This is a genomic window from Sediminicola luteus (assembly GCF_040566555.1).
GTDB lineage: Bacteria > Bacteroidota > Bacteroidia > Flavobacteriales > Flavobacteriaceae > Sediminicola.
Genome location: NZ_JBEWYP010000007.1, coordinates 173,938 through 198,166, shown reverse-complemented (window position 1 = coordinate 198,166; position 24,229 = coordinate 173,938). Strand labels below are relative to the sequence as shown.

Annotated in this window: 20 protein-coding genes; 17 read left to right on the top strand and 3 right to left on the bottom strand. The window is 34.1% G+C overall.

Going from position 1 to position 24,229, the window contains the following annotated elements; all coding sequences use genetic code 11:
- Window positions 1–533 precede the first annotated feature (533 nt).
- From ABXZ32_RS12720 to ABXZ32_RS12640, 17 genes are all read left to right on the top strand, one after another.
- On the top strand, window positions 534–1,493 hold the full coding sequence (locus tag ABXZ32_RS12720; RefSeq protein ID WP_354619055.1) for an O-antigen ligase family protein: 960 nt from the start codon (window positions 534–536) through the stop codon (window positions 1,491–1,493).
- 90 nt (window positions 1,494–1,583) lie between these two features.
- Window positions 1,584–2,675, top strand: a complete 1,092-nt coding sequence (locus ABXZ32_RS12715; RefSeq protein WP_354619054.1) for a glycosyltransferase family 4 protein — start codon at window positions 1,584–1,586, stop codon at window positions 2,673–2,675.
- Window positions 2,676–2,792: 117 nt separating this feature from the next.
- Complete coding sequence (asnB, locus tag ABXZ32_RS12710; RefSeq protein WP_354619053.1) at window positions 2,793–4,643, top strand: asparagine synthase (glutamine-hydrolyzing); 1,851 nt, start codon at window positions 2,793–2,795, stop codon at window positions 4,641–4,643.
- 120 nt (window positions 4,644–4,763) lie between these two features.
- Window positions 4,764–5,675: an ATP-grasp fold amidoligase family protein gene (locus tag ABXZ32_RS12705; protein WP_354619052.1), complete on the top strand. Its 912-nt coding sequence runs from the start codon at window positions 4,764–4,766 to the stop codon at window positions 5,673–5,675.
- 5 nt (window positions 5,676–5,680) lie between these two features.
- A complete protein-coding gene (locus tag ABXZ32_RS12700; protein WP_354619051.1) occupies window positions 5,681–6,763 on the top strand; it encodes a glycosyltransferase in 1,083 nt (360 codons plus the stop codon).
- A gap of 2 nt (window positions 6,764–6,765) precedes the next feature.
- On the top strand, window positions 6,766–7,920 hold the full coding sequence (locus ABXZ32_RS12695) for a glycosyltransferase (protein WP_354619050.1): 1,155 nt from the start codon (window positions 6,766–6,768) through the stop codon (window positions 7,918–7,920).
- A gap of 49 nt (window positions 7,921–7,969) precedes the next feature.
- Window positions 7,970–9,130 (top strand): glycosyltransferase family 4 protein, encoded by a 1,161-nt coding sequence (locus ABXZ32_RS12690; protein ID WP_354619049.1) that lies wholly within the window; start codon window positions 7,970–7,972, stop codon window positions 9,128–9,130.
- A gap of 112 nt (window positions 9,131–9,242) precedes the next feature.
- Entirely contained in the window at window positions 9,243–9,860 is a 618-nt protein-coding gene (locus tag ABXZ32_RS12685; RefSeq protein ID WP_354619048.1) for a sugar transferase, read from the top strand.
- Between the two features lie 221 nt (window positions 9,861–10,081).
- Window positions 10,082–10,828 carry an SDR family NAD(P)-dependent oxidoreductase gene (locus tag ABXZ32_RS12680; protein WP_354619047.1) on the top strand — a complete coding sequence of 249 codons (747 nt, stop codon included), beginning with the start codon at window positions 10,082–10,084 and terminating at the stop codon, window positions 10,826–10,828.
- 9 nt (window positions 10,829–10,837) lie between these two features.
- Window positions 10,838–11,656: an SMP-30/gluconolactonase/LRE family protein gene (locus ABXZ32_RS12675; protein ID WP_354619046.1), complete on the top strand. Its 819-nt coding sequence runs from the start codon at window positions 10,838–10,840 to the stop codon at window positions 11,654–11,656.
- Window positions 11,657–11,660: 4 nt separating this feature from the next.
- Entirely contained in the window at window positions 11,661–12,893 is a 1,233-nt protein-coding gene (locus ABXZ32_RS12670; RefSeq protein WP_354619045.1) for a glycosyltransferase family 2 protein, read from the top strand.
- Between the two features lie 85 nt (window positions 12,894–12,978).
- Window positions 12,979–14,256, top strand: coding sequence for an ATP-grasp domain-containing protein (locus ABXZ32_RS12665; RefSeq protein WP_354619044.1), 1,278 nt, complete (start codon window positions 12,979–12,981; stop codon window positions 14,254–14,256).
- A gap of 262 nt (window positions 14,257–14,518) precedes the next feature.
- On the top strand, window positions 14,519–15,544 hold the full coding sequence (locus ABXZ32_RS12660; RefSeq protein WP_354619043.1) for a glycosyltransferase: 1,026 nt from the start codon (window positions 14,519–14,521) through the stop codon (window positions 15,542–15,544).
- A 150-nt stretch (window positions 15,545–15,694) separates the two neighbouring features.
- Window positions 15,695–16,720 carry a peptidoglycan bridge formation glycyltransferase FemA/FemB family protein gene (locus ABXZ32_RS12655; RefSeq protein ID WP_354619042.1) on the top strand — a complete coding sequence of 342 codons (1,026 nt, stop codon included), beginning with the start codon at window positions 15,695–15,697 and terminating at the stop codon, window positions 16,718–16,720.
- A 207-nt stretch (window positions 16,721–16,927) separates the two neighbouring features.
- Window positions 16,928–17,989 (top strand): GNAT family N-acetyltransferase, encoded by a 1,062-nt coding sequence (locus tag ABXZ32_RS12650; RefSeq protein ID WP_354619041.1) that lies wholly within the window; start codon window positions 16,928–16,930, stop codon window positions 17,987–17,989.
- Window positions 17,990–18,147: 158 nt separating this feature from the next.
- Window positions 18,148–19,296: a GNAT family N-acetyltransferase gene (locus tag ABXZ32_RS12645; RefSeq protein ID WP_354619040.1), complete on the top strand. Its 1,149-nt coding sequence runs from the start codon at window positions 18,148–18,150 to the stop codon at window positions 19,294–19,296.
- 156 nt (window positions 19,297–19,452) lie between these two features.
- A complete protein-coding gene (locus tag ABXZ32_RS12640) occupies window positions 19,453–20,559 on the top strand; it encodes a GNAT family N-acetyltransferase (RefSeq protein ID WP_354619039.1) in 1,107 nt (368 codons plus the stop codon).
- A 187-nt stretch (window positions 20,560–20,746) separates the two neighbouring features.
- Here ABXZ32_RS12640 and ABXZ32_RS12635 read toward each other — a convergent pair whose 3' ends face one another.
- From ABXZ32_RS12635 to ABXZ32_RS12625, 3 genes are all read right to left on the bottom strand, one after another.
- Window positions 20,747–22,432 carry a carbamoyltransferase family protein gene (locus ABXZ32_RS12635; protein ID WP_354619038.1) on the bottom strand — a complete coding sequence of 562 codons (1,686 nt, stop codon included), beginning with the start codon at window positions 22,430–22,432 and terminating at the stop codon, window positions 20,747–20,749.
- An 80-nt stretch (window positions 22,433–22,512) separates the two neighbouring features.
- Window positions 22,513–23,682 (bottom strand): OmpA family protein, encoded by a 1,170-nt coding sequence (locus ABXZ32_RS12630; RefSeq protein ID WP_354619037.1) that lies wholly within the window; start codon window positions 23,680–23,682, stop codon window positions 22,513–22,515.
- A 118-nt stretch (window positions 23,683–23,800) separates the two neighbouring features.
- Window positions 23,801–24,169: a hypothetical protein gene (locus ABXZ32_RS12625; RefSeq protein ID WP_354619036.1), complete on the bottom strand. Its 369-nt coding sequence runs from the start codon at window positions 24,167–24,169 to the stop codon at window positions 23,801–23,803.
- Between the last annotated feature and the right edge of the window lie 60 nt (window positions 24,170–24,229).

Here is a 24,229-nt window from a genome sequence, read left to right as displayed (position 1 = left end):
AAATCAGGAAAATAATCTTTACTACTCACATTATGGCGAACCCGAAAGGGAAGATCAGAAAGAATACCAAGAACATTCCTTCCTTACAGAGGATGAAATGATAAAATCCGTATATTTTGCCGTAAGGGAGGGACCAAAATGTTGACCATGCCTGTAAGGATTTGGGAATAGTTTTAAATCAAATCCCAATCTATGGAAAAGGGTCAAACTTTAAAAACTACAACCCCTGTTTAATATATTTTATTATTGTAAAACTGCCTTTAAAAGGTTTAATATTACATTATATCTTTTTTCTGCCACAAATTGCCTGACTTATACTTAATTTTGGTCCGTAAATAATAATACATGACGACTTGTTGTTAACCTTAATAAAATATGCTACGCTTTTTTTAATCATGTTGAACATTCCGGATTTTGTTTTAGCAAATGAAAATCCTACCTATTCCAGCATGTTAAGTTATTTATCCTTTGGCTTGATGGTGATGTATTTTTTTTTGACAAAAAAAAGATCTTTAAATCGATGGATGTTATTGATGGGCACTTTGTATTTTTTGATTGGAAGTTTGTCGGGACAAGCCTATATTCCTGAGGATATTATTGATTATCTCTTCGTTATTATTAAATATTTTATTATTGTCATTGGAGGCTATGAAGTGGTGAAGGCGACTTCGAAAAAGGAATTAATTTTGTTCTTGTTAATAGGAGCTTTGACCGTTTTTCTTCAAATGTTTGTCTATTACAATCCTTTGAAAGACGGTGGGCGGTATAGCGGTTTTTATTTAAATCCCAATTCCCTTGGATTTATTTGCATGATGGGTTATGCCCTTAGCTTTGGCGTAGAAAAAAAATATCGAACCATAGGTCAAATTGCCTTTACCATCATTGGTTTTTTAACCTTTTCCCGAACCTTTATTGTAGTCTGGCTTTTTATCAATATACTATCAATTCGGGTTTCAATAAAGAATATACGCATCTTGGCAGCGGGTGTAGGTCTTTTTATTGGTTTCTTGACCTATAACGCATTTTTACCTAAAAAAAATCCGCGTTTGGAAGCTATGAGCAACATCTTAGAAGGCAAATCGCAAAACACCAATAAGCTTGAAGAAGATAGTCGCACCCACACATGGGCCATTTACTATCCAGCGTTAATGGACAAACCAATTTTTGGCCACGGCTGGGGTGCATTTGAGGGTGGTGCCAAGGTGTCCGTAATGGGACCGCACAATGCCTATATAAAAACTATGGGAGAAGGGGGTATATTAACCTTGCTGATTATGCTAGCACTCTATGGTTTCCTGTTAAAAACGGCCTGGGCCAATTTTAAACAGCATCCACACCTATTTTTAATGCTATTCGCACTTTGTTTATATATGGCCACCAATCACAATTATTGGGACAATGGTTATCTATTGTTCTTTTCTATGTGGTTGCAATATCAAATTTTAACCAAGACAGTGGAAACAGTGCTAGAAAAGGATATTACAATAGAATAAGTAAATATTTGGCTAAATTATCGTTTTTGAATCTATGAATTTCAGAACGATTACGAAAATTCATCATCTCAAATTACACGTGGTACAATTATGAAAATTGCATTTGTTATTTATGGCTTGGGTTCCGGGGGGGCAGAACGTTCCGTCACTGGTTTGGCGAATTATTTTGTAAATCAACATCAAGTCTCAATCATAACCTTGGTCAAGACCACACCTTTTTTTGAATTGGATCCCAAGGTAAGGCTGCATTACTGCTTAGAGCAGCCAAAAGAACGAACAAATCCCATTCAATCTATTACAAATGGAATGGTGCGAATCCATAGATTGGTTAAATTACTAAAAACGGAAGAAGCAGAGGTGGCTATAAGCTTTATGCACACTTCAAATATTTATACGATTTGGGCTGCTAAATGGTTAAATTTGGCATGTGTAATAAGTGAGCGTGCAAACCATGACGTCGCATCTTTACCTAAAATACAAGAGCTATTGCGCAATTTTAGTTATCCTTATAGTTCCCGTCTTATAGTGCAAACAGAGGGTAATAGAAAGTATTACCAAAAAATCATACCATCAAACCAAATCGAAATTATCCCAAACGCGGTATCCTTTGACCTAAAATCAAAAAGACAGTTACTTAAGAATTTTAGCGAAAAAACAATCTTAAATGTAGGGGCTTTTCGAAAAGGTAAAGCTCAAGATGTTCTAATAAGGGCATTTGCAAAACTATCAAATACTTCATGGCGTTTAGTTTTTATAGGCAGTGGAACTGATATTGATTTGTATAAAGCTTTAGCTGTTGAATTGGGTGTATCTGAACGCATTGAATTTAAAGGTGAGCAAAAAGATGTTTCCTATTATTATAACAAAGCATCAATGTTTGTGTTCACTTCAGAGCATGAAGGTTTTCCTAATGCACTATTGGAAGCGCTATATTTTGGAATACCATCTATTTCCACCGATTGCCCGCACGGTCCAGCAGATTTGATTACCGATGGAGTCAATGGGTTTTTGATCCATGTGGGTGATCATGAAGCCCTAGTTCGTAAAATTGATACTCTCATTGAAGATCAAGAATTACAAAAATCTTTTAGTAAAAAAGCTATAGAACAAAGTAGTCAATACGAAATAGAAAATATTGCAAAAAAATGGATGGTCGTTATAAAATCTGTTTTACCAAGTTAATAACTTTAAACAGCCCAATTAGTATTTTGATATTAAAGGGTTTATATACAATGAATTGATTATTTAGACTTTTGAGAAGGAAATAAATATATATAGAACTAACAATAATAAACAATTATGTGCGGAATATACGGAACAACCTTACCTTATAGCCAGGAACTGGTAAGACAAAAGCTAGAACGTACCCAATTTAGAGGTCCAGATCAAATGGGTGTGGCTAGTTATGACACTTCCAAAGGATTAGTGACTTTTGGACATAACCGTTTATCTATAATTGATTTAGACGCAAGATCTAATCAACCTTTTGCCTACCAAAATAAAGTACATCTTGTATTTAATGGTGAGATTTACAATTTTGGAGAAATAAGGGATGTTCTAAAGAAAAAGGGCTATGGTTTTACCACCAGCAGTGATACAGAGGTGATATGTGCGGCCTATTTGGAATATGGAAAAGACTGTGTACAACATTTTAACGGCATGTTTGCCTTTGTGATTTATGACATAAAAAAACAGGTTTTGTTTGGGGCTAAAGACCGATTGGGGCAAAAACCATTCTATTATCAGTTAAGCAAAAAAGGGATAGAATTTGCCAGTCAAATTTCATCCATACAATTGGGCAATACAAATTTGTCCATTAACAAAAATGCCATAGAACAGTATTTAGCTTGGAACACCATACCCCACCCCTATTCCATTTTTAACGAGGTAAAGAAATTGGAGGACGGCCATGCCTTCACTTATGACATTCAGACCCAAGATTTTAACCAATGGGCCTATTGGGACATTGCTCACCCTACTGCCCCGGCTTTTGGAGGTACCTATGAAGAGGCCAAGATCCAACTAGAATCACTACTGACAGACGCCGTGCAGCATCGCATGATTGCCGATGTACCTTTAGGAGTCTTTTTATCAGGTGGTGTGGATTCCTCCCTAATTGCCGCGCTTGCGGTTAAAAGTTCGGAGAAAAAGGTAAAGACCTTTTCCGTAAAATTTAATGAAAAGGGCTTTGATGAAAGCCTGTATGCCCAAAAAGTAGCGGATCATTTGCGAACGGACCACCACGTCATAGACTGCGATTATAAAGAAGGCATGGACCTGATTACTAATTTTAGCCATTATTATGACGAACCTTTTGCGGATGCCTCCGCAATCCCTTCTATGTTATTGGCCAAACACACCAAAAAAAAAGTTACCGTAGCCTTATCGGGCGATGGGGCTGATGAGGCGTTTTTAGGCTATCACAGATATGCTCGTATAGATGAAATGCATAAATATTTCAGAGCTTCGTATGCAACTAGATTACTAATTTCAAAACTATTGAAATTATCCCCAAAGACTAGACATAAAGCCATAGGTGAAATTCTTGGTTCAAAAAATGATAGCTATGCTTATTTGACTGCGCTTTATAGACCAAATGAAATCTGGCTGCAAGGAAGGGATAATCCTATGGATTTTACGGAACTAAAATATCTTATGCATGACCAAAATAACTTACATGAAAGAGCTGGAGATTTTGACCTGAAGACCTACTTAAGTTGGGATATCAATACCAAGGTAGACCGCGCCACTATGGCCTACTCTTTGGAGGCCCGTTCCCCTTTTTTGGATTACCGGGTGGTGGAAATGGCGCGAAGTCTACCCACGACTTTCAAATACCAACAGGGCAATCAAAAACGTATTCTTAAAGATATTTTATATGATCATGTGCCAGCGTCTTATTTTGACCGTCCCAAGGCAGGTTTTGGAATGCCATTTGTAGTTTGGTTTCGTAACGATTTAAAGGATATGGTCCTTTCGGAACTTTCTTTGGAAAACCTTAAGGATATCCCGGGCATAAAACCCAAAATGGCGCAAAAAATTATTCAAGAACATATGAATGGAACTTGGAATCATTATCCAGTTATTTGGAAGTTGTTGGTTTTAAAACAATGGTTGGATAATAACGGAAAGGGATATTCCATAAAATAATTATATCTTTTTATAAAAATTAAAATTAGATTTACACCAATTGACTTTATACAAATATTTAAAACTATCTGATGAAGATAGGTTATAATTTAATAAGTTAAACATTGTTATTAATTCAACATGAAAAATACTTTAGGGAAATTATATAGAAATACTGTACTTGGTTATTATCTAATACACCCCTTCTATGTGGTTTATGAATTTTTTCTAAAAATAACTCCTGATAAGTTATTTATAAAGCTAAAATTCCGAAAACACATGGGTTACCGTTTAAACCTTAATTATCCACAAACATTTAATGAAAAAATAAATTGGTTGAAGTTGAATGACCGCTCTAAGTTACATACCCAAGCAGCTGATAAATTTAAAGTTAGAGAATATATAGCACGAAAAATTGGGGATGAATATTTAATTCCTCTTGTCCTTCAAACCAAGACTACCAAAGACATCGTTCCGGAAAATTTACCGGATTTCCCTGTAATCATTAAAACAAACCACAATAGTTCAGGAGGCATAATTGTGAAAAATAAAAATGATATTAATTGGAAAAGGAGCCGATTTCACCTAAAGAAAAATTTGAAGGAGAACTATTTTTACAGTTCCCGCGAATGGCAATACAAAAATATTGAACCAAGGATTGTAGTAGAAAAACTGTTGACCGATAAAAATGGTGCTATTCCATATGACTATAAAATGCATTGTTTTAATGGAAAACTCGTTTTCACTCAAGTAGATTTAGATAGACAAACCAATCACACTCGAAACCTTTATGATGTCAACTGGGAATTTATACCCTGCCAATGGATTTATAATAATGGTAAACAAATTGAAAAACCAGTCACTTATGCGCAGATGCAAAATCTGGCAGAAATTATAGCACAAGATTTTATCTATGTCAGGGTAGATTTCTATGTTATGGAAAAAACTATATTTTTCGGAGAACTTACCTTTCATTCTGAAACCGGTTTAGGGAAATTTGAACCAGAATTCTATGACAAACATTTTGGCAGCCTGTTAAACCTTCCTATTTAATTCTAATGGCCAAAGATAATATTAAAATTCTTTTTGTCCTACCCACATTAATGGCGGGCGGTGCCGAAAGGATAATGACCTTTCTCACAAAAAATCTGGATAACACCATTTTTGACTGCACCTTGATAGTTATAGGATCGCAACAAGAGATTGCTTATGATACCGCAAATTTGCGAATAATATTCTTAAACAGAAGTAGAGTATTATATTCTATTCCAAGTTTAATTCGCTGTATCAAGAAAGAAAAACCGCAAATCGTAATGGGTACAGTCTCCCACTTAAATCTTGCAATTGGATTGATTTCTTATATATTTCCTAACATACATTTTTTAGGTAGACAGGCTGCAATTAGTAAAATTAGCTCTTATCATAGTAGTGGCAATAAAAATTATTTGTTCTCTTTTTTGCTAAAAACCGCTTTGCGTAAATTGGATTATATTATTTGCCAATCAGCTGATATGCTTCAGGATTGTAAGGACGAATTTGGAATCAAGGAAGAAAATTTGAAAATAATTCGTAACCCTATAACCGATAGTTTTAAGGTTAAAACTACAAATAATATTGATACTACTAATATTCATAAATTCATTACAGTAGGTAGACTTTCACAAATAAAGGGACATGAAAGAATTCTAGAGGTTTTATCAAAATTTGAATTGCCTTTTACCTACACCATCATAGGGGATGGACCCAAAAAAAATGCCATTTTAGAAAAAGTGGATTTTTTGGGCCTAAAAGACAAGGTCACGTTTATCACATTCACTAGAGAAGTATCTAAATATCTTTCCCAAAGTGATTTTTTTCTTCAGGGATCCTTCTCGGAAGGGTTTCCTAATGCACTTTTAGAAAGCTGTGCCGTAGGCACCCCGGTAATAGCCTTTAATGCTCCAGGGGGAACAGGGGAAATTGTTGAAAATGGCATCAATGGATTTATAGTCAAAGATCAAGAAGAATTTTTGGATCGCTTGAACAATTTGGAATTCTTTGATCCTCAGAAGGTCTCCGAATCGGTATATAAGAAATTTGCCAAGGAAATTATCCTTAATGAATATGAAACCTTTTTTCAAAAAATAGTTGATAAGCAATAATAATGAATGCTAAAAATACCAAAATTGCCATATTCATTTATTCTATGGCTGGGGGTGGGGCCGAAAGAGTGGTGTCCTATCTCCTGCCCTATATAAAAAATAAAGGTATTGATGTTGTACTTGTTTTAATGAACAGCACCATTGCTTATGACCTTCCAAAAGATATTCCCATTCACTATTTGGAGACCTCAAAAGCCAAGGAACATGGTAGCCTTAAACTAGTTAAACTACCTCTTCTTGCCTATAAATATGCTAGATTACTCAAAAAACTTGAGATTACCCATTCGTTTAGTCTTTTAACACGTCCCAATTATATTAATGTAATGTCTAGGTGGTTCACCAATCACAGTTATAAATTAATAATCAGTGAGCGTAATTACATTAGTGAACAATATGGCTATGGAGACCTCCAAAGTAAAATTAATAGGATACTTGTAAGAAAATTATATCCAAAAGCTGATCAGCTTATTTGTAATGCCAAAGAAAGTGGTAAGGATCTAGTTGAAAATTACAATGTAGATGCTCATAAAATAAAGACTATTTATAATCCGATCGATAAGCAGAAAATAGACGAAATACCTGCCTTAAACAATTTTTTTGACCCAAATTATTTTAATCTTATATCTGTGGGCCGTTTAGAAATCGTCAAAAATCACAAGATGTTATTGGAGGTTGTGCAGGATTTTAAAAATGTTAGACTTTATATATTAGGTCAAGGACCATTAGAAGAAGAATTGATAAGCATAATATCTGAGAAAGGACTACAGGATAATGTATTTTTGTTGGGCTTTGACAATAACCCATATAAATACCTAAAAAAAGCTGACCTTTTTATGTTTGGATCTAACCATGAAGGGTTTCCAAATGTTTTATTGGAAGCTATTTGTTGTGGATTACCCATTTTAAGTACCAATTGCAAATCCGGACCTAGTGAAATGTTAGAATTGGAACAGGAATTAGATGATGACATTATGATTACCAAAAGTGGTATCTTAAGCCCAGTAGGGAATGTTGAGTTAATGAAAAAAGGATTAAATTACTTTCTACAAAATCCAGAATACTTGAATTCATGTAAAAAGTATTCCCTGAAAAGAATTAAAGATTTTGAACTTAATAAAATACTACTCACCTATGAAAAGTCAATATTTGATAGCTAAATTTGGTTCATAAGATTCTATCCCCATATAAGAACGAGAAACTACTGAAATGAAAAAAAAAGTTTTAAGAGTTGCTGCCATACCTGGCTCTTTAGCCGGGTTGCTAAATGGTCAACTGAAATACCTCAATCAATATTATGAGGTGATAGGACTAGCTTCAGAAGGAAAACGACATAAGGACATTAGGGAGAACGAAAATATTAGGACTATTCCTGTAAATATCAGCAGAAGAATTAGCCCATTCCAGGACTTGGTAAGTCTCTATAAACTTTATATTATTTTCAGGAAAGAAAAACCTTTTTTAGTCCATTCAATTACCCCCAAAGCTGGACTTCTAAGCATGGTTGCTGCATATTTGGCAAGAGTTCCCCACAGAGCCCATACTTTTACCGGACTTATTTTTCCAACAAAAGAAGGCTTCATGAAAAAGATCCTTATTTTCTTTGACAAAATAATCTGTTTTTGTGCTACAACCATTTATCCTGAAGGTCAGGGTGTGAAAAATGATCTTATTAATTATAATATAACTGGTAAACCACTTAAAATTATTGCCAATGGGAATGTAAACGGTGTTGACGTTCAATATTTTGATCCATCCCTATTTCCTCAAAATTCTATAGTTGAGTTAAGAACAAAATATAAGTATACACTCGATGATTTTGTTTTTTTATTTGTAGGCAGGATTGTTAATGATAAGGGTATCATTGAACTTATCAATGCCTTTACCCAATTAGAGACAATAAAACCCAATATTAAATTGCTATTGGTGGGCACATTTGAAAGTGATCTTGATCCAATTCCTTCGCACATTGAAAATGAAATTCAGAGCAACCCCAATATATTACATGTTGGACATCAAAATGATGTTCGTCCATTCTTTGCCTTATCCAACATATTAGTTTTACCAAGTTATAGGGAAGGGTTCCCCAATGTAATTCTCCAGGCTGGAGCCATGGGTAAGTATTGTATAGTCACTGATATTAATGGTTCTAATGAAATTATTAAAAATGGTGAAAATGGTGCTATTATTCCGGTTAAAAACAGTTTTGCTTTAATGGAGCAAATGAAATATTGTTTAGAACACAAAACTAATTATGCCGCTCCTAACGATTCCTATCGCCAAATAATAGTAGATAAGTTTGAACAACAAATTGTTTGGGAAGCGTTGCTTAAAGAGTATAAGTCAATGGAAATAAAGGATATTAAATAGATGTCAATTTATTTGTTTGTTTATAGTAGACTTTAACCTATTTATTTGCTCTTAATCCATAAATAAATAAGACATTCTTTTTATAAATTAAATTTATCCCAAGAAAAGTAGTATGTACACTAGGATTTTTAAAAGAATATTAGATTTCACCTTATCACTGGTAGCGTTTATAGCATTTTCCCCTATTTTTATTATTATTACAATAATGCTATTTATAACCAACAATGGCAAACCATTTTTTTACCAGTCAAGACCGGGTAAAGATGAAAAACTCTTTAAAATTATCAAGTTCAAGTCCATGAACGATAAGAAGGATAGGAATGGGCAGTTATTACCTGACGAGAAACGTCTTACCAAAGTAGGGTTGTTTGTGCGAAAAACTTCTTTGGACGAGATACCCCAATTATTAAATGTACTTAAAGGAGATATGTCCTTGATTGGACCTCGGCCCCTTCTCACTGCCTATCTTCCAAGATATAATGAAGAACAACGTTTACGACACAAAGTAAGACCGGGAATCACTGGTTGGGCACAGGTAAATGGACGAAACGCGATTTCATGGGACAAAAAATTTGAGTACGATGTTTGGTATGTAAATCATATGTCTTTCGCTCTTGATGTCAAAATAATTTTTATGACCCTTCAAAAAGTATTTAAGGGAGCAGACATCTCAGCAGCGAATCACGCTACCATGGAAGCATTTATGGGTAATGAACGGCACAATCATTGATTTCTTCATTGGACTTTCATCTCAAACATATAGGAATAGAAAATGGGATCTAGACCTCTAGCTGTGTTCATAAAAAATAACTAACTTTCGTTAGATAATAATATATGGGGCAAACTTCACGGTGCTATGCGAACATAGGGCATAACCACTGGTCTAATCTGGAAAAGTAACAATAAAAATAATGTGGGGTACGTTATGTTTTATCAATTTAAAAAGTAACAATGAAAACAGTATTAATTTTAGGAGGGACAACGGGGGTTGGTAAAGAAATACTGAAGTCTTGTTTAGATAAAGGTTACAATGTAGCTTTTTGTGGACGAAAAGCTGCTGAGGGTAATGAAATTATAAGATCACTAAAAGCAGATGACCAGCTCTATTTTCATGAACTCGACCTTAATAGTATAGAAGAAATCGAGAATTTTTATCTTGGAACGATTAAACGATTTAATAAGATTGATGCCTTGATTTTGTATGCCGGTATTACACCTGTAGCCTCGATACTAGATACAGAAGAAGCTACCTATGATAGCGTATTTAATGTGAACCTCAAGGCGCCATTTTTCTTATTAAAACATGTTTTAAAAAGTATGATCAAACAGAATTCCGGTTCAATTATTTTCTTTGGGTCGGCCCATATGGATTATGGTGAAATTGATAGAGCTTCCTATGCACTTACTAAGAATGCACTATACACACTATCAAATCATATTGCACATCATTATGCCAAGCATGGTATCAGATCCAATTATTTGGTAATGGGCTGGACAAACACTGAAGGGGAAATTGAATTGAGAACCAAAGAGGGAATGAGTGAAACAGAATTGAAAAGCAAAGCCTCTAGCATTATTCCAATGGGCAGGATGCTTAATTGTTTTGATCCTATACCCGCGGTACTCTATTTTATTTCAGATCAATCTGCAATGACCACAGGTTCCCTATTAAGAATCACAGGGGGAGAATATATATAATAAACATTTATGATTCCTACTTTAATATTTCATTCTAATTCCGAACTTTTAGAAGGACCTGTATTTGATAAAGTAAATAATTGCCTCTATTTTGTATCAATCTTAGACTATTTAATTTATTTTTATGATCCAACAACCAAAGAAATTCTAAGTTTAAAACTTGATTCCCCTGTCAGTTGTATTTTTATATTGGAACGAAAGAAAATCATAGCAGCATCAAAAAATGGGTTTTTTGAAGTTGACTTTAATACATTACAAAAGAAGTTTGTTTTTCAAATTGATATAGATAATTCAGTTCGATATAATGATGGAATCAAAGATCCATTAGGAAGATATATTATAGGTACCATGGGGTTCCCTGAGATTAAGAAAAATATAGGAAAGGTATTTTCATATTTTGAAGGTGAATATAAAATCATTATTAGCAATACAACAATTTCTAATGGTTTGGCTTTCTCACTAGATAATAAATTTCTCTATTTTATTGATACACCAACAAAAAAAGTAGCAAGGTATTCCTATGATTTAAGCACTGGCGATGTGGAGTTTGAATTAAACGTAATAGAATTTAAAGGTGAAGGAAGTCCTGATGGAATGTGTATTGATGACGAGGGTATGTTATGGATTGCGGAATGGGGAGGTGGTTGTGTATCTCAATGGAATCCTTTAAATGGTTTCAAATTAAACGAACTTAAATTACCTTGCAGTAACGTCACCTCGTGTTGTTTTGATAATCATTCGAATTTATATATTACTACGGCTAAGTCCGAATCTAAAAAAGACAGTTTCGGCGGTGGGTTGTTTTACATTGAATTAAATAAAATTTAAATCTATGAATACTGTTAAAATTAGTGTAATAGTTCCTATTTTTCGAATAGAAAAGTATTTACCTAAATGTATTGATAGCCTTTTAAATCAGTCTTTTTTAGACTTCGAGTTAATTTTGGTAGATGATGGTAGTCCTGATAATTGTCCGAAAATCTGTGATGATTATGCTAAATTAGACGATCGGATAAAAGTTGTCCATAAAAAAAACGGAGGCCTTGTAAGTGCACGGAAAGAAGGTTTAAAAAATGCTCAAGGAAAATATATTTCTTTTGTTGACGGTGATGATTGGGTAGACGAATTTTATTTAGATATTTTATTCAAACTTGCGGAGGCGAATGATGCTGACCTTGTGGTGACCGGTCGTTTTAGGGAATTTAACGGAAAAATTGAAACCGTTAAGCCACAAATGGCAGGAATATACAATGAGAAAGAATTAAAATCTTTAATACTCCCCAATGCCATTTACAATGGCGAATTTTGTGCACATGGGATATCGACCTATGTATGGAATAAACTTTTCAAAAGAGAATTGCTTTGTAAGATTCTTTTTGATGTACCTGACGAAATTGTTATGGGAGAGGATGCGGCAATTACCTACGCCTACCTATCCATTTCAAAAAGTCTAGTTATAAGTAGAATTCCACTTTATTATTATAGGCAGCGACATGATTCCATTGTAAAATCCATTGAAAATCCGAAAACTGAATATTACAGATTAGGATTACTGATGAATTTTTTAAAATTAAAATTGAGTCATATATTAGATGAACACAACTTAAATAAACAGATTACGTATTATTTATACTCACAAATTTTGGTTCGATCCGGCGGTTTGATTTACGATGAAAAAGGGGATATGATTTTTAACCCTTTTTTAAATGTAGCACCCAAATCAAAGGTAGTTGTCTATAGCTCTGGGTCTTTTGGGCAACATATACTATCAACAAATATCAAAAGCCCTTTTTTTGAGATTATAAAATGGATAGATTTAGATTATCATAAATTGAATATTGGTAAAAATTTTGTCAAACCGATCAGTTCTTTTAATAACGCTGAATATGACTATTTAATCATAGCGACCATAAACCCATCCTATTATGATTGGATCAAAAAAGAGTTGATTCTAATGGGTGCTGACGAAAAAAAGATTGTGAAAATTAACACAGATGTAAACGAAATCAGCAAACTATTATTTCAATTGGGGTTTGATGCTGACTTTAAATATCAAAAGAATTAAATTTTATTTAGAACAAATAGGATTTAATTCTAAATATAGGCAACACATAGTTGCAATTCTATAAAATATAAATACGGTTTTATTTATGAAAAAACTCATCATTCTAGGTGGAAATCCAGAGACGGCAATTTTGGTGAATACCTCAATAAAAATGGGTATTTACACCATTGTCATTGATCCAAATCCTGATGCTCCCGCAAAAAAAAACGCGTCCGAATCTCACGATATAGATGGTTTTGAAGTCGATAAAATTGTACAACTGGCCAAGGACCTTAAGGTCGATGCTGTCTTAGTGGGAGTTGCAGATATCTTGGTAAAACCTTATAGAGAGATTTGTGAAAAACTAAACATGCCTTGTTATGCTACCCCTGAGGCTGTAGAAGCTTTTTGTAGTAAAGATGGTTTCAAAAGATATTGCCAAGAATATAACATACAAGACATACCGGGCATCTATCTTGACAAGACATCTAGCATCGAGAAACCAAAAAATATAGCCTATCCTTTAATGATAAAGCCCGTTGATAGCGGTGGTGGTGTTGGCATGAAAATATGTAGAGACGACCAGGATTATCAAGAATCTATAAAAACGGCCTTAAAGTTTTCAAAAATGGGCGTGGTTCTGGTTGAAAAATATATGGATTGCGATGATATGGCCGCATATTATACCTTTAGAAATGGTATTCCCTATATTTCAGCCATTTCAGATAGAGTCACCACTAAAAAGCAAGGAGATGCTAGTCCGGTTTGTATTGGTGCCATATATCCTTCCAAACATACAGAGTTGTTTGTAAGGGATGTTCATCCAAAATTGTGTGAACTATTCAAAGGGCTGAAGATTAAGAACGGAGTACTCAATATTCAGTTCTTTGTAGAGAACAATATTGTTTATGCTTACGATCCGGGATTTAGATTGCAAGGTGAGGCACCTCATATTCATTTGGCCCATATCAACAGGTTTGACCATCGTGAAATGCTTATAAATTATGCGTTTACAGGGGTCTTAGGTGATGATAATTTTGCCGAGAAGAACGATTACATGTTCAAAGGAAAAATTGCCTGTACCATTTGGGTACTTTTAACAGGAGGAAAGATTGATTCGATACAAGGATTAAATGAGATAAAAGCTGACGAAACTGTTATCTTTATTTTAGAACGATTTGAAGTTGGTGATATTATAGCGCCTGAAATGTTAGGAACTGAAAAGCAAGTTTTTGCTAGAATTTATCTCGTAGCTCCGTCAATTGTTGCTGTCAACACTAAAATCGATAAATTTAAAAATTTATTAAAAATTGCTGACTCCAAAGGAGAAAATATGATTCTAGAATGGTTAAAACCCTTTAATGACGATGATTATAAACGATAATTTTAGATGATATTTTTTTCTAATTAGAAAAACTTTGGTTTGGCTCCAATCAGTCAGGAGTGTCTTACCGCATAAACCTGACATAAAAACAATTTTATTAGTTGTAATAGGGGTGATTCAATAATTTTAATTGGATTTATATATTTCAATGTAGATTAAGACTTAAAAATCGAAATTTTTATAGTCTTTGAGCACATTCATCCAACATAGTTTTTCGATAAATATATTTAAAATATAACCTTATAAGTTAATCGAGATGGCAATGAAATTAAGCATACTTATTCCTTTATATAACAAGGAAAAATATATTGAACGTTGCTTGGAAAGTCTACTGGCTCAAGATCTATCACCAAATGATTATGAAATTATAATTGTTGATGACGGCTCAAAAGATTCCGGCCCCCTAATCGCAAAAAACTATACTGAAAAACACGCAAACATTAGGTTGATAGGTCAAGAAAACCAGGGGCCAAGTGCTGCCCGAAATAGGTGCCTGGAGGCAGCAAAGGGAGATTACGTGTATTTTTTGGATGCTGATGATTATTTGGTTACCTATGTTTTACATACTATTCTTGAATTAGCTTTGCAAAATGAACTCGATATATTGGAGTTTAATACCAAACAAATAGTAGAGGGTTCAATACCCGAAAAGTCATCTCAGAATCACCAAGACGTATCCGTAAAAATCTTGGACGGTATGTCTTATGTCTCAGAACATGGTTTCAAAAACGAAGCGTGGCGTTATATCATTAAGAAAAAAAAATTAGTGGCTACTGGAATAAGGTTTATGGAAGGCACTTTGTTTGAAGATGCCATTTTTACGGCGAGTATTTTTTTAAAAGCAAATAAGCTTGCTAAAGTAAACTTGGATGTTCATAGATATGCTGTGGTTGAAAATTCTATAGTGACCAGCAAGGATCCGGCACATAACCTAAAATTTATCCACGGAATGGTTACTGCGGTAGAACATTTTCATGAATTGATCAAAGGATTAGACGGTTCACATGTGAATTATCACAAAGTGGTTAAGCAATTAAAAAGTAGACAGCAAGCCTTTGGTCTTGCGCTAATAATAAGGACGATAAAGTACCGTCTTCTTAGTACCGAAGATTTTAAAAAAATATTGATGAAGTTAACTATGTTTGAAGCATACCCTATTAATTATAGGAAAGGAGTAGTAGGAAGTGGTATGAAACGTGTTTTCTCCAAAACAATATTCATCCCATTTTTCAACAATAAGACATTTCTATTGTTAGTTCTAAAACTTTTGAGATTGCTACCTGCTTAAAGCAGTTATTCTAAGCGCATGGGTGAAATTTGTAGCTGAAGGGCTTTGAAAAGAATTTTGTTTAACCAAATTGAATTTCACCACGGTTTTTAAAAATAATAACTACTGTTGTAGGATTTCTAAATTTTGTATTAAAAAATAATAAGATAGATGATCGATATTATTAGAAGCAAAAAAAAATGGGATGCCGTATTAAAAATGGTAGATATCTACGATTTTTATCACACCTATGATTATCATCATATTATCAAAAATAAATTAGACGAGCCCATATTGGTGAAATACACAGAAAAGGACTACATTATTGCCATTCCTTTTTTAATGCGCCCAATTTATGGTACTCCCTATTACGATCTTACTTCCGTATATGGTTATTCTGGACCTATTACAAAAAACATTAATACACAATTCGACAACGGTGACTATATAAAGGATTTCAAAATATATCTTACTTCTCAAAATATTATTTCTATTTTTTCTAGGCTCAATCCATTTATCGCTAACCAACGTTTATGCATTCAAGGTCTGGGAGAAATTACTAGTTTGAGCAAAGTGGTCAATATAGACCTTACGTTGGATCTTGAAGAGCAGCTAAGAGCCTATCATAAAAGACTAAGAACCCATATAAATAAAGCAAGAAGGCTTTGTTCCATTAAAATTGCAGAATCCAAGGAAGAGGTGAAGGCCTTTATAGACCTATATTACAAAACTATGGAACGCGTAAACGCTAAAAAATATTATTTTTTTGACGAGAAATACTTCTTTGACCTATTAAATTCCAAGGATTATAATACCAGAATATTATTGGCTATTGAAAACGAAACCAATGCAATTGTGTCCGGAGCAATGTTCATAACAACTAACGAAATTGTGCAATATCATTTATCCGGAACGGATGAAGAAAAACTAGACCTCTACCCTAATAAATTGTTAATTGATGAAATGAGAATCATTGCTACCCAAGAAAACTGTAGGTTTTTTAACCTTGGAGGGGGGGTTGGTAACCAAGAAGATTCGCTATTTCACTTTAAATCGGGATTTTCTAAAGATTTTAAGGATTTTAACCTTTGGAAGGTCATAGTAAACCAAGAAGTTTATGATCAATTGACTTTGGAAAAAAGCATCGATTCACAAACCAATTATTTTCCATTATACCGTTCTTTAGATCTAAATTAAACTGTTGTGCATATTACGTCAAATCCCTTTACCTCAAAGACCTTTTCATATATATGGCTTAGGCATTTTGGCAAGAAGTGTATGCCTATTGGTTTTAAAAGCATAGAAGGAATTTCTTTTGTGAAAAGCTGGCTGCCATTAGTATATGTTAACATTGGACGGACACATACTAAAGGGGTGTCATATTCTATCAATCAAAATGAACAAGTGGATTTAAACAATAAGGTACTGTTAATCTATGATGTTCCCACTTTTTTTGACATAGACCTTTCAAAATCAAATAGTTCGTTACAATTACGAAAAATTAAGCAATATCCCGGTTTTTTGATTCGTTTGGACCAGTATACCGATCTGGGGCATTATATGTCTTTGAGTTTTAGTAAAAGTTCTAGGTATAAGCTCAACAAATACAAAAAAAGACTGGAAGATTCATTTGAAATCTCTTATAAAATGTTCCTTGGTGATATTTCAAGAGATGAATATGAAAGTGTTTTTGAGCATTTTAAAATTTTATTGGAAAAACGCTTTTTGGACAAAGGGATAACCAATAACAACCTTGATCCGAAAGAATGGAATTTCTACCATGAGGTTGCCTATCCTTTGATCCATGAAAAGAAAGCAAGCCTTTTTGTTATTTATGAAGGAAACACTCCAATAGGAGTTACTCTTTGCTATTTTTCTGAAAATATTCTTTTTGATGCCATTACCGTTTTTGATATTGATTACGAAAAATTTCATCTGGGCTCCGTTACCATTATGAAACTAATTGAGTGGAGTTTGGAGCATAATATCAAAGTTTTTGATTTCTCCAAAGGGTACTTTGATTATAAAAAACGATGGGCCAATGAAGAATATCATTTTGATTACCATGTTTATCACGATTCTAATTCATTTACTGCCAAAATTATCGCTTGGATCATAATAGCATTTTTCTCCTTAAAGCAGAAGCTGCGCGATAAAAAGGTAAACGAAAAGCTCCATAAGCTTAGATTCCTACTAAAAAGCGATAAAGTTGAAAGTTCTTCAAATCTAACCTATGAATTTTCTGAACTAATTCAGGAAATGAAGGAATTGGAGTTAATTAATATTGATTTTAAGATGCCTCAATATAGCGTATTGAAAACTGCAGTCTTTGATTTTTTATATCTAAATAATGAAGAATTGAAAGACATAAAAGTACATCAGGTTAAAAATCAAAAAGAAGTTTATATCATCAGTGGGAAAACTATTAACCGAAAAGCAACAATCACTTCCATAACGCGTTCATAATAAACTGGTTTTTTCGAGCATTTATGTTAAGTACAAAGGAAGAATCATACCTACGTTGTGGATATTCAAATAAATTCCGTAAAACGGGACCTTAAAATCAATTGTTCTAATTAATTTTTGTGATGGATTTAAAAGGAAATTTTAAAACTAATTTTTTTATGACCCTCTTTGAAAAAAGAGAAATACCCGATATCTATCAAAAAATAGAATACGTAGATAATAACAAATCCCTTTATGAGGCTGATACCGAGGACCAGTTTGGACAAGAAAAGTATCATTTGTATACAGTGGCCTTGATCCCGGAATATTTGAATACTGTCCTAAAAAAGGACAATCAGTTTGTCCAAAAAACATACTATCAGAACAATCTTGGATATGCCATCCGTATGAAGGATGTGAACAATATAGACAGTTATCTAAAATCCCAGTTCAAATCCAACCATAAGGTCATTAAGCGGAGTCTTAACCGACTCGAATCTTGTTTCAACATCAATTATAAAACATTCTTTGGCAGTATTTCCAAAGAGGAGTATAGCTTTTTAATGTCTACATTAAAGGAAATGCTGGTTAGAAGATTCACCCAACGCAATGATGAGCACAAGAAATTGAGAGAATGGAACATTATTCTTGATAAAACCTTTGATCAAATCAACCGTAAAGAAGCATCATTATTTATAATTTATGATGCTAAGAAGCCCATTGATATTTCTTTAAATTATCATTTTGACAAGATAGTTTTTAGTGCTTTATCCTCCTATGATATCGACTATCATAAATTTGGGGTTGGACATGTAGAAATGATCAAATTGGTAGAATGGTGCCTAAAAGACCAATTTGAGTATTTAGAATTGGGATACGGTGATTTGGAATATAAACGAAGATGGTGTAACCATATTTATCAATTTAAATATCAGGTAGTTTATAACCAACAGTCCCGTATAATTCCAATTTTGGCCAAGATTGAGCTTTTTAAATTATCCATTAAGGAATTTTTAAAAGAGAAACAGGTCAATCTAATCTACAACAACATCAGGGAAAAATTTTCAATAAATAGTTCTAAACCAATTGATGGTTCTGAATCCTCACTTGAAAAAAGAACTATTACGGAACCAGATAAATTTAAAAATATGGTGAAAATTGATCCCGAGATAGAACAATACAAGTTTCTGCGTACCTTGTTATACGAGTTTTTATACTCTACAGTTGAGCATAAGGACAATACCTTTATTTTTATGATTTCTGATAGCCCAAAATCATTTTTGATCAGAGGAAAAAACAATGCGCAGCAGATAACTTATAGAAATTAATATTTGGTTACTAACTTAAGGTAGCCTTACTTTACGCTTTATTTTCTATATTAAGTATGTTAATTCATCGCCTGCATTGTAATTAAAATGATGGTATCAAAATTCATAATTAAAAAGAATTTTTATTTTACTTTTTTTGAAAAACAAGTAGTGCCTTTGCAATATAAAGCGCTTTCTTATAATGGCAATGTATTGCCCGTATCTGAATACCACAACAACTATAAACTTTCAGATAGAACTCCAATAATATGCATTGAGCTCTTCCCATCTTATTTTGATGCAAATATTGAAGTCCCTAAAGGGGTTAAAGTCAAAAAGATTTTTCGGATCAATGGCTTCTGTATCAAAATCAATGATCATAAGGATATTAATAGTTATATCAGAGCCAATATCAAGAGTAATTTACGGACCGTACTAAAACGAAAAATAAAAGGGTTAGAGACTAGTTTTGATATCCGATATAGGCTTTTTTATGGACAAATTAGCAAGGAAGACTATGATTTTCTGATGCAGTCCCTACATCATATGCTTGTACGCAGATTTAACCAGCGAGATGATCAACATGACTCTTTAAAGCGTTGGGATTCTTATGTAACTAGTGTTTTTGAACTCATCAATGAGAAAAAAGCATCACTTTATGTCATTTATGATAATCAGAGACCTATACAAATTTCTTTGAACTACCATTGTGATAAGATTGTGTTTTTAGCGATCCCATCCTACGACATAGATTATGCCAAATTTGGTTTGGGAAACATTGCTGTACAGAAATTATTGGAATGGTGCATCAACAACGGTTACCAAATGCTCGACATGGGGTATGGAGCCTTCGATTATAAATTAAAATGGTGCAATCATACCTATAATTTTGAACACCATTTATTTTATGAACAAAATTCGTTCATGGTCCCAATCATGGTCAGTTTTATTTCCTTAAAGACCAAATTGGTCAATTTTTTGGTATCCAAAGGAGTGAATAAACATTATCATAATTTCAGGTCCAAATTTAGTAAGAAACCTGAAAGTGATGAAATTGAATATTATATTGACGGAACACCTGAAGATCTGTCTGATGATAAAAATCAAAAACGTATAGATTTTATAAACAATGACAGCTATTCCTTTCTGAAAAAACCAGTATATGATTATTTGTATACGAATTTAGAGCACATTGAAAAGGTGGAGGTATATGAAATACAAGACAACAGCTCATATATCATCAAAGGGCAAAAAAACATTCAGAAAATCGTCTTTAAAAGGTAAGGGTACCAGGATTAATATTAACCCAATCCCAAGACCACAAAGTCGAGCAGTCCTTCTTAAGCCCGAAAACAATGGATCACCTAGGACAATAGGAATATATTATTGGCCTTAAAAGTATTTGAGTTTGGCAACAAAAGGTGTTGCATCCAAACTCAGACTTTTGTTTTCCTTAGCACTATTGCCAATTCTATTTTTCAATTACATAATTCCCAATACATAACGCATCCAATCCGTTGGAATAAAAGCATCTTAATGCATCAAATGGCGACTCCACCACGGGCTCTCCTTGCACGTTAAAACTAGTGTTCAAAACAACAGGGACCCCCGTTTTTAAACCCAACTTGGTAATTACATCATGATATAAAGGATGTATATTTTTATCTACAGTTTGCAAACGTGCACTACCGTCCACATGGGTAATGGCTGGTAAAATATGTTGCTTGTCTTTTAATACATTACAAACTTTGAGCATAAATGGATCTTCTACCTCAAGGTCAAAATATTCCTTGTAGGATTCCAATGTGGCCGATGGAGCAAATGGCCTATACGCTTCCCTAAATTTTACCTGAGCATTTATCTTGTCCTTCATCTGTGGAAAGGCTGGGTTGGCTAAAATACTCCTACTGCCCAATGCCCTTGGACCAATTTCCATGGTCCCTTGGAACCATCCTATTATTTTCCCTTGTTCTAATAATTGTGCTGCTACCTCCCCAATATCCTCTACGTATTCTGCCTTCAATTTGGCTCTGTCTATGGCCGCCTTGATTTCCTCATTGGTATAACTTGTACTTAGATATGGATTATCGTGTACATAGTTCCTAGTTTTCTTAAATATTCCGTTGTACAAATAATACGCTGCACCTATTGCCGTCCCATTGTCTCCTGCCGCTGGCATCACATAGACATCTTTGAACGGACTTTCTCTAACAATCTTTCCGTTCATAACGCTATTTAAAGAAACGCCCCCAGAGATCACTAAATAGTCAGCTTTTGTTTTTGAATGTAGAATCGAACAGATTTCCAATACTCGTTCTTCCAACACCCTTTGAAATGCGGCTGCAACATCCATATGATATTGCATAAATGGACCATCAGGCATCCTTGGTTCCCCAAAAGTTTTATAGAATTTATTTGAGCATCTCTTTCCTACGATATGTTGATAGTTAAAATAGCTCAAATCAATTCTTACCTGCCCTTCCGGAGTTACCTTAACAATATCCCTAACTTGCTTTATGAAGATTTCAGAATTCCCCATGGGCGCAAGACCCATAGTTTTACCTTCATCGTAATTAGGCTTGAATCCACAAAACTCGGTAACGGCCTCATAAAATGACCCAAAAGAATGTGGAAAAAAGCTTTCACCATATTTTTCAATAGTATTTTCTTTACCATACCCTAGCCAAGTAGTTGCCCATTCTCCAGATCCATCTATACCTAGTAGGGCTGCTTCCTTATAGGGAGAAACAAAAAATGTACCGGCCACATGGGTAAGGTGGTGTTCAATAAAGTGAACTTTAGGTCCTTTATCCTTATTCCAATTCCCATTATACCATATCCAAAATCTTCTTTGTTTGGCATATGAATTGACCACATGATGTCCCATAAAAGGCACAAAACTCTTTAGATGTCTTAAAACATAAATTGACTTCTTAAACCAATGTGTGGTTGGCTTAATGGACACTGCTATATGATCAATGTCATCAAAAGTTAATCCTGCTAATTTTAAACATCTTTTGATCGCAAGCTCAGGAAATGCCTGGGTATGCTTATCCCTATTCAAACGTTCTTCTTCAATAGCAGCTATAAGTTTTCCATCTTTGACGATACATGCTGTAGAATCGTGGAAATAATAGTTAAGGCCAAGTATTATCATATAATCAAATCAAAATCGGGGGTTGATATGAGCTTAATTAACTAGGTGAATTTATCAATTCAATAAGAATTTAAACTAAATTAAAAACGGATTACCAAAAATTCAGACCTTCTATTCAACTTGTGTTTGGCAGCAGAACAAGGCGTGTTATCATCACACTCGTTGACCAAATTGGTCTCACCATAGGCTTTAGGAACCAATCTATCAGACGAAAGACCCTGACCCAATAAATAATCAATGGTCGACTTCACCCTTTTTTCCGATAGCATAAGGTTGTAATTGGCTGGGCCTCTACTATCTGTATATGAGGCTACTTCTAAGGTAATGGATGGTGTGGCTTCCATTAATGTCGCCAATTGGGTCAATGTTGCCTTAGATTCGGTATTTAATGCACTGGAATTGAAAGCGAAGTAAATCTTACCTAGATTCTTAATATCATTTTCTATTTGTGCCTTTCTTTTATTTTCAGCATCTATTCTAGCCTTCTCAGCTGCAGCGAGTCTGGCAGCTTCTTGTTCCTCGGCCATACGTTTGGCCAATTCTTTAGCTCTGTCAGCTGCATCCGTGGAATCTTGAACCCGTTGCTGTTCTTTTTTGATGGCGTCTATTAAAGCCAAATGCTCCATTCCTTTTTTGGACAATTCTTTTTCAACACCAAAGCGATATACTACCCCAGCGGAATGTTGTACTTGTTTTGTAGACCCTTCTTCTATACCCCATTTTCCCATGGTATTGAAATTAAGGCCCCAAGTATCACTGAACCAAGTATTAAACCCAAAACCTGCGTTCCCTGTTGTTCTTCCTATATTCCCTATAGAACTATAACCTGCACCAGCTTGAAGAAATGGATCAAACCAGCCTGTTTCACCAAATAGTTTATTTAGATCATAGCTTACCATCCCATCAATGGCATAGTAATCCCTTTCGGCCATATTGATTGCTCCATCAATCAGTTTTCCAACCTTATATTTATTGTAAGAACCAACAGCTTTTAGGCCTATTCCGTTACTGAAATTTCTTGCTATACTTAATGAGGAAGGGTAAGGTACAGCGTTCCAGCTATCCTTTATATCCAATAAATTGCCATCAAAAGGTGAAGCGGTGTCATCTACTATATTAATGCCAATACCAGCAACCCAGGAACTTTTGACTATACTGTCCTTAGCGGTCAATTCCATACTTTCCTGAGCGGAAACTAAGGTTACAACAAGAGAAAACGCGACAAATAAATTAAAGTTAAAATTTTTCATTACCGTAAAATTTGGGATAATTAAGAGGTGAAATTACTGCGAAATGGATATGGTTCAAATAAAGTGCTATGAAATGTAATAATACTCGGTGTAGGACGGTTTAGGAATTTTCTTTCAATTAATTATCTCTTTTCTTAATGGTAATTTTCTTTTCTGTAAGAGGTAATTTATATAAGAAAAAAGGAGTGGACATGGCCGTTTCTACAGAATCAGAAGGCAGTTTTCGCTCTACATCAACGGTCAAGTTCTCAGCATCTGGCTCTAAAATGGTAACATTCGGTTCATATTTGCCATGTTGTTCCCCTGCACAAATCAAAATCAACATTTCCTTTGAAAAATCTATATCAGGAACTGGCAATCCCGGCTTTCTTGTTTTGTTCACTTGCACAAAAAACTTTTGTAGCGCTTTTTGATCTGTTATTATGCTAATCTGTGAACTATCAATATTGGAGTAGTTATCTTCCAGTACCAAGATGGGTTTTTCCATTTGAACGTTTTCTGAATTATTTTGATTACCCTTTTTCTGACTTTTACAGGATAAACAAAC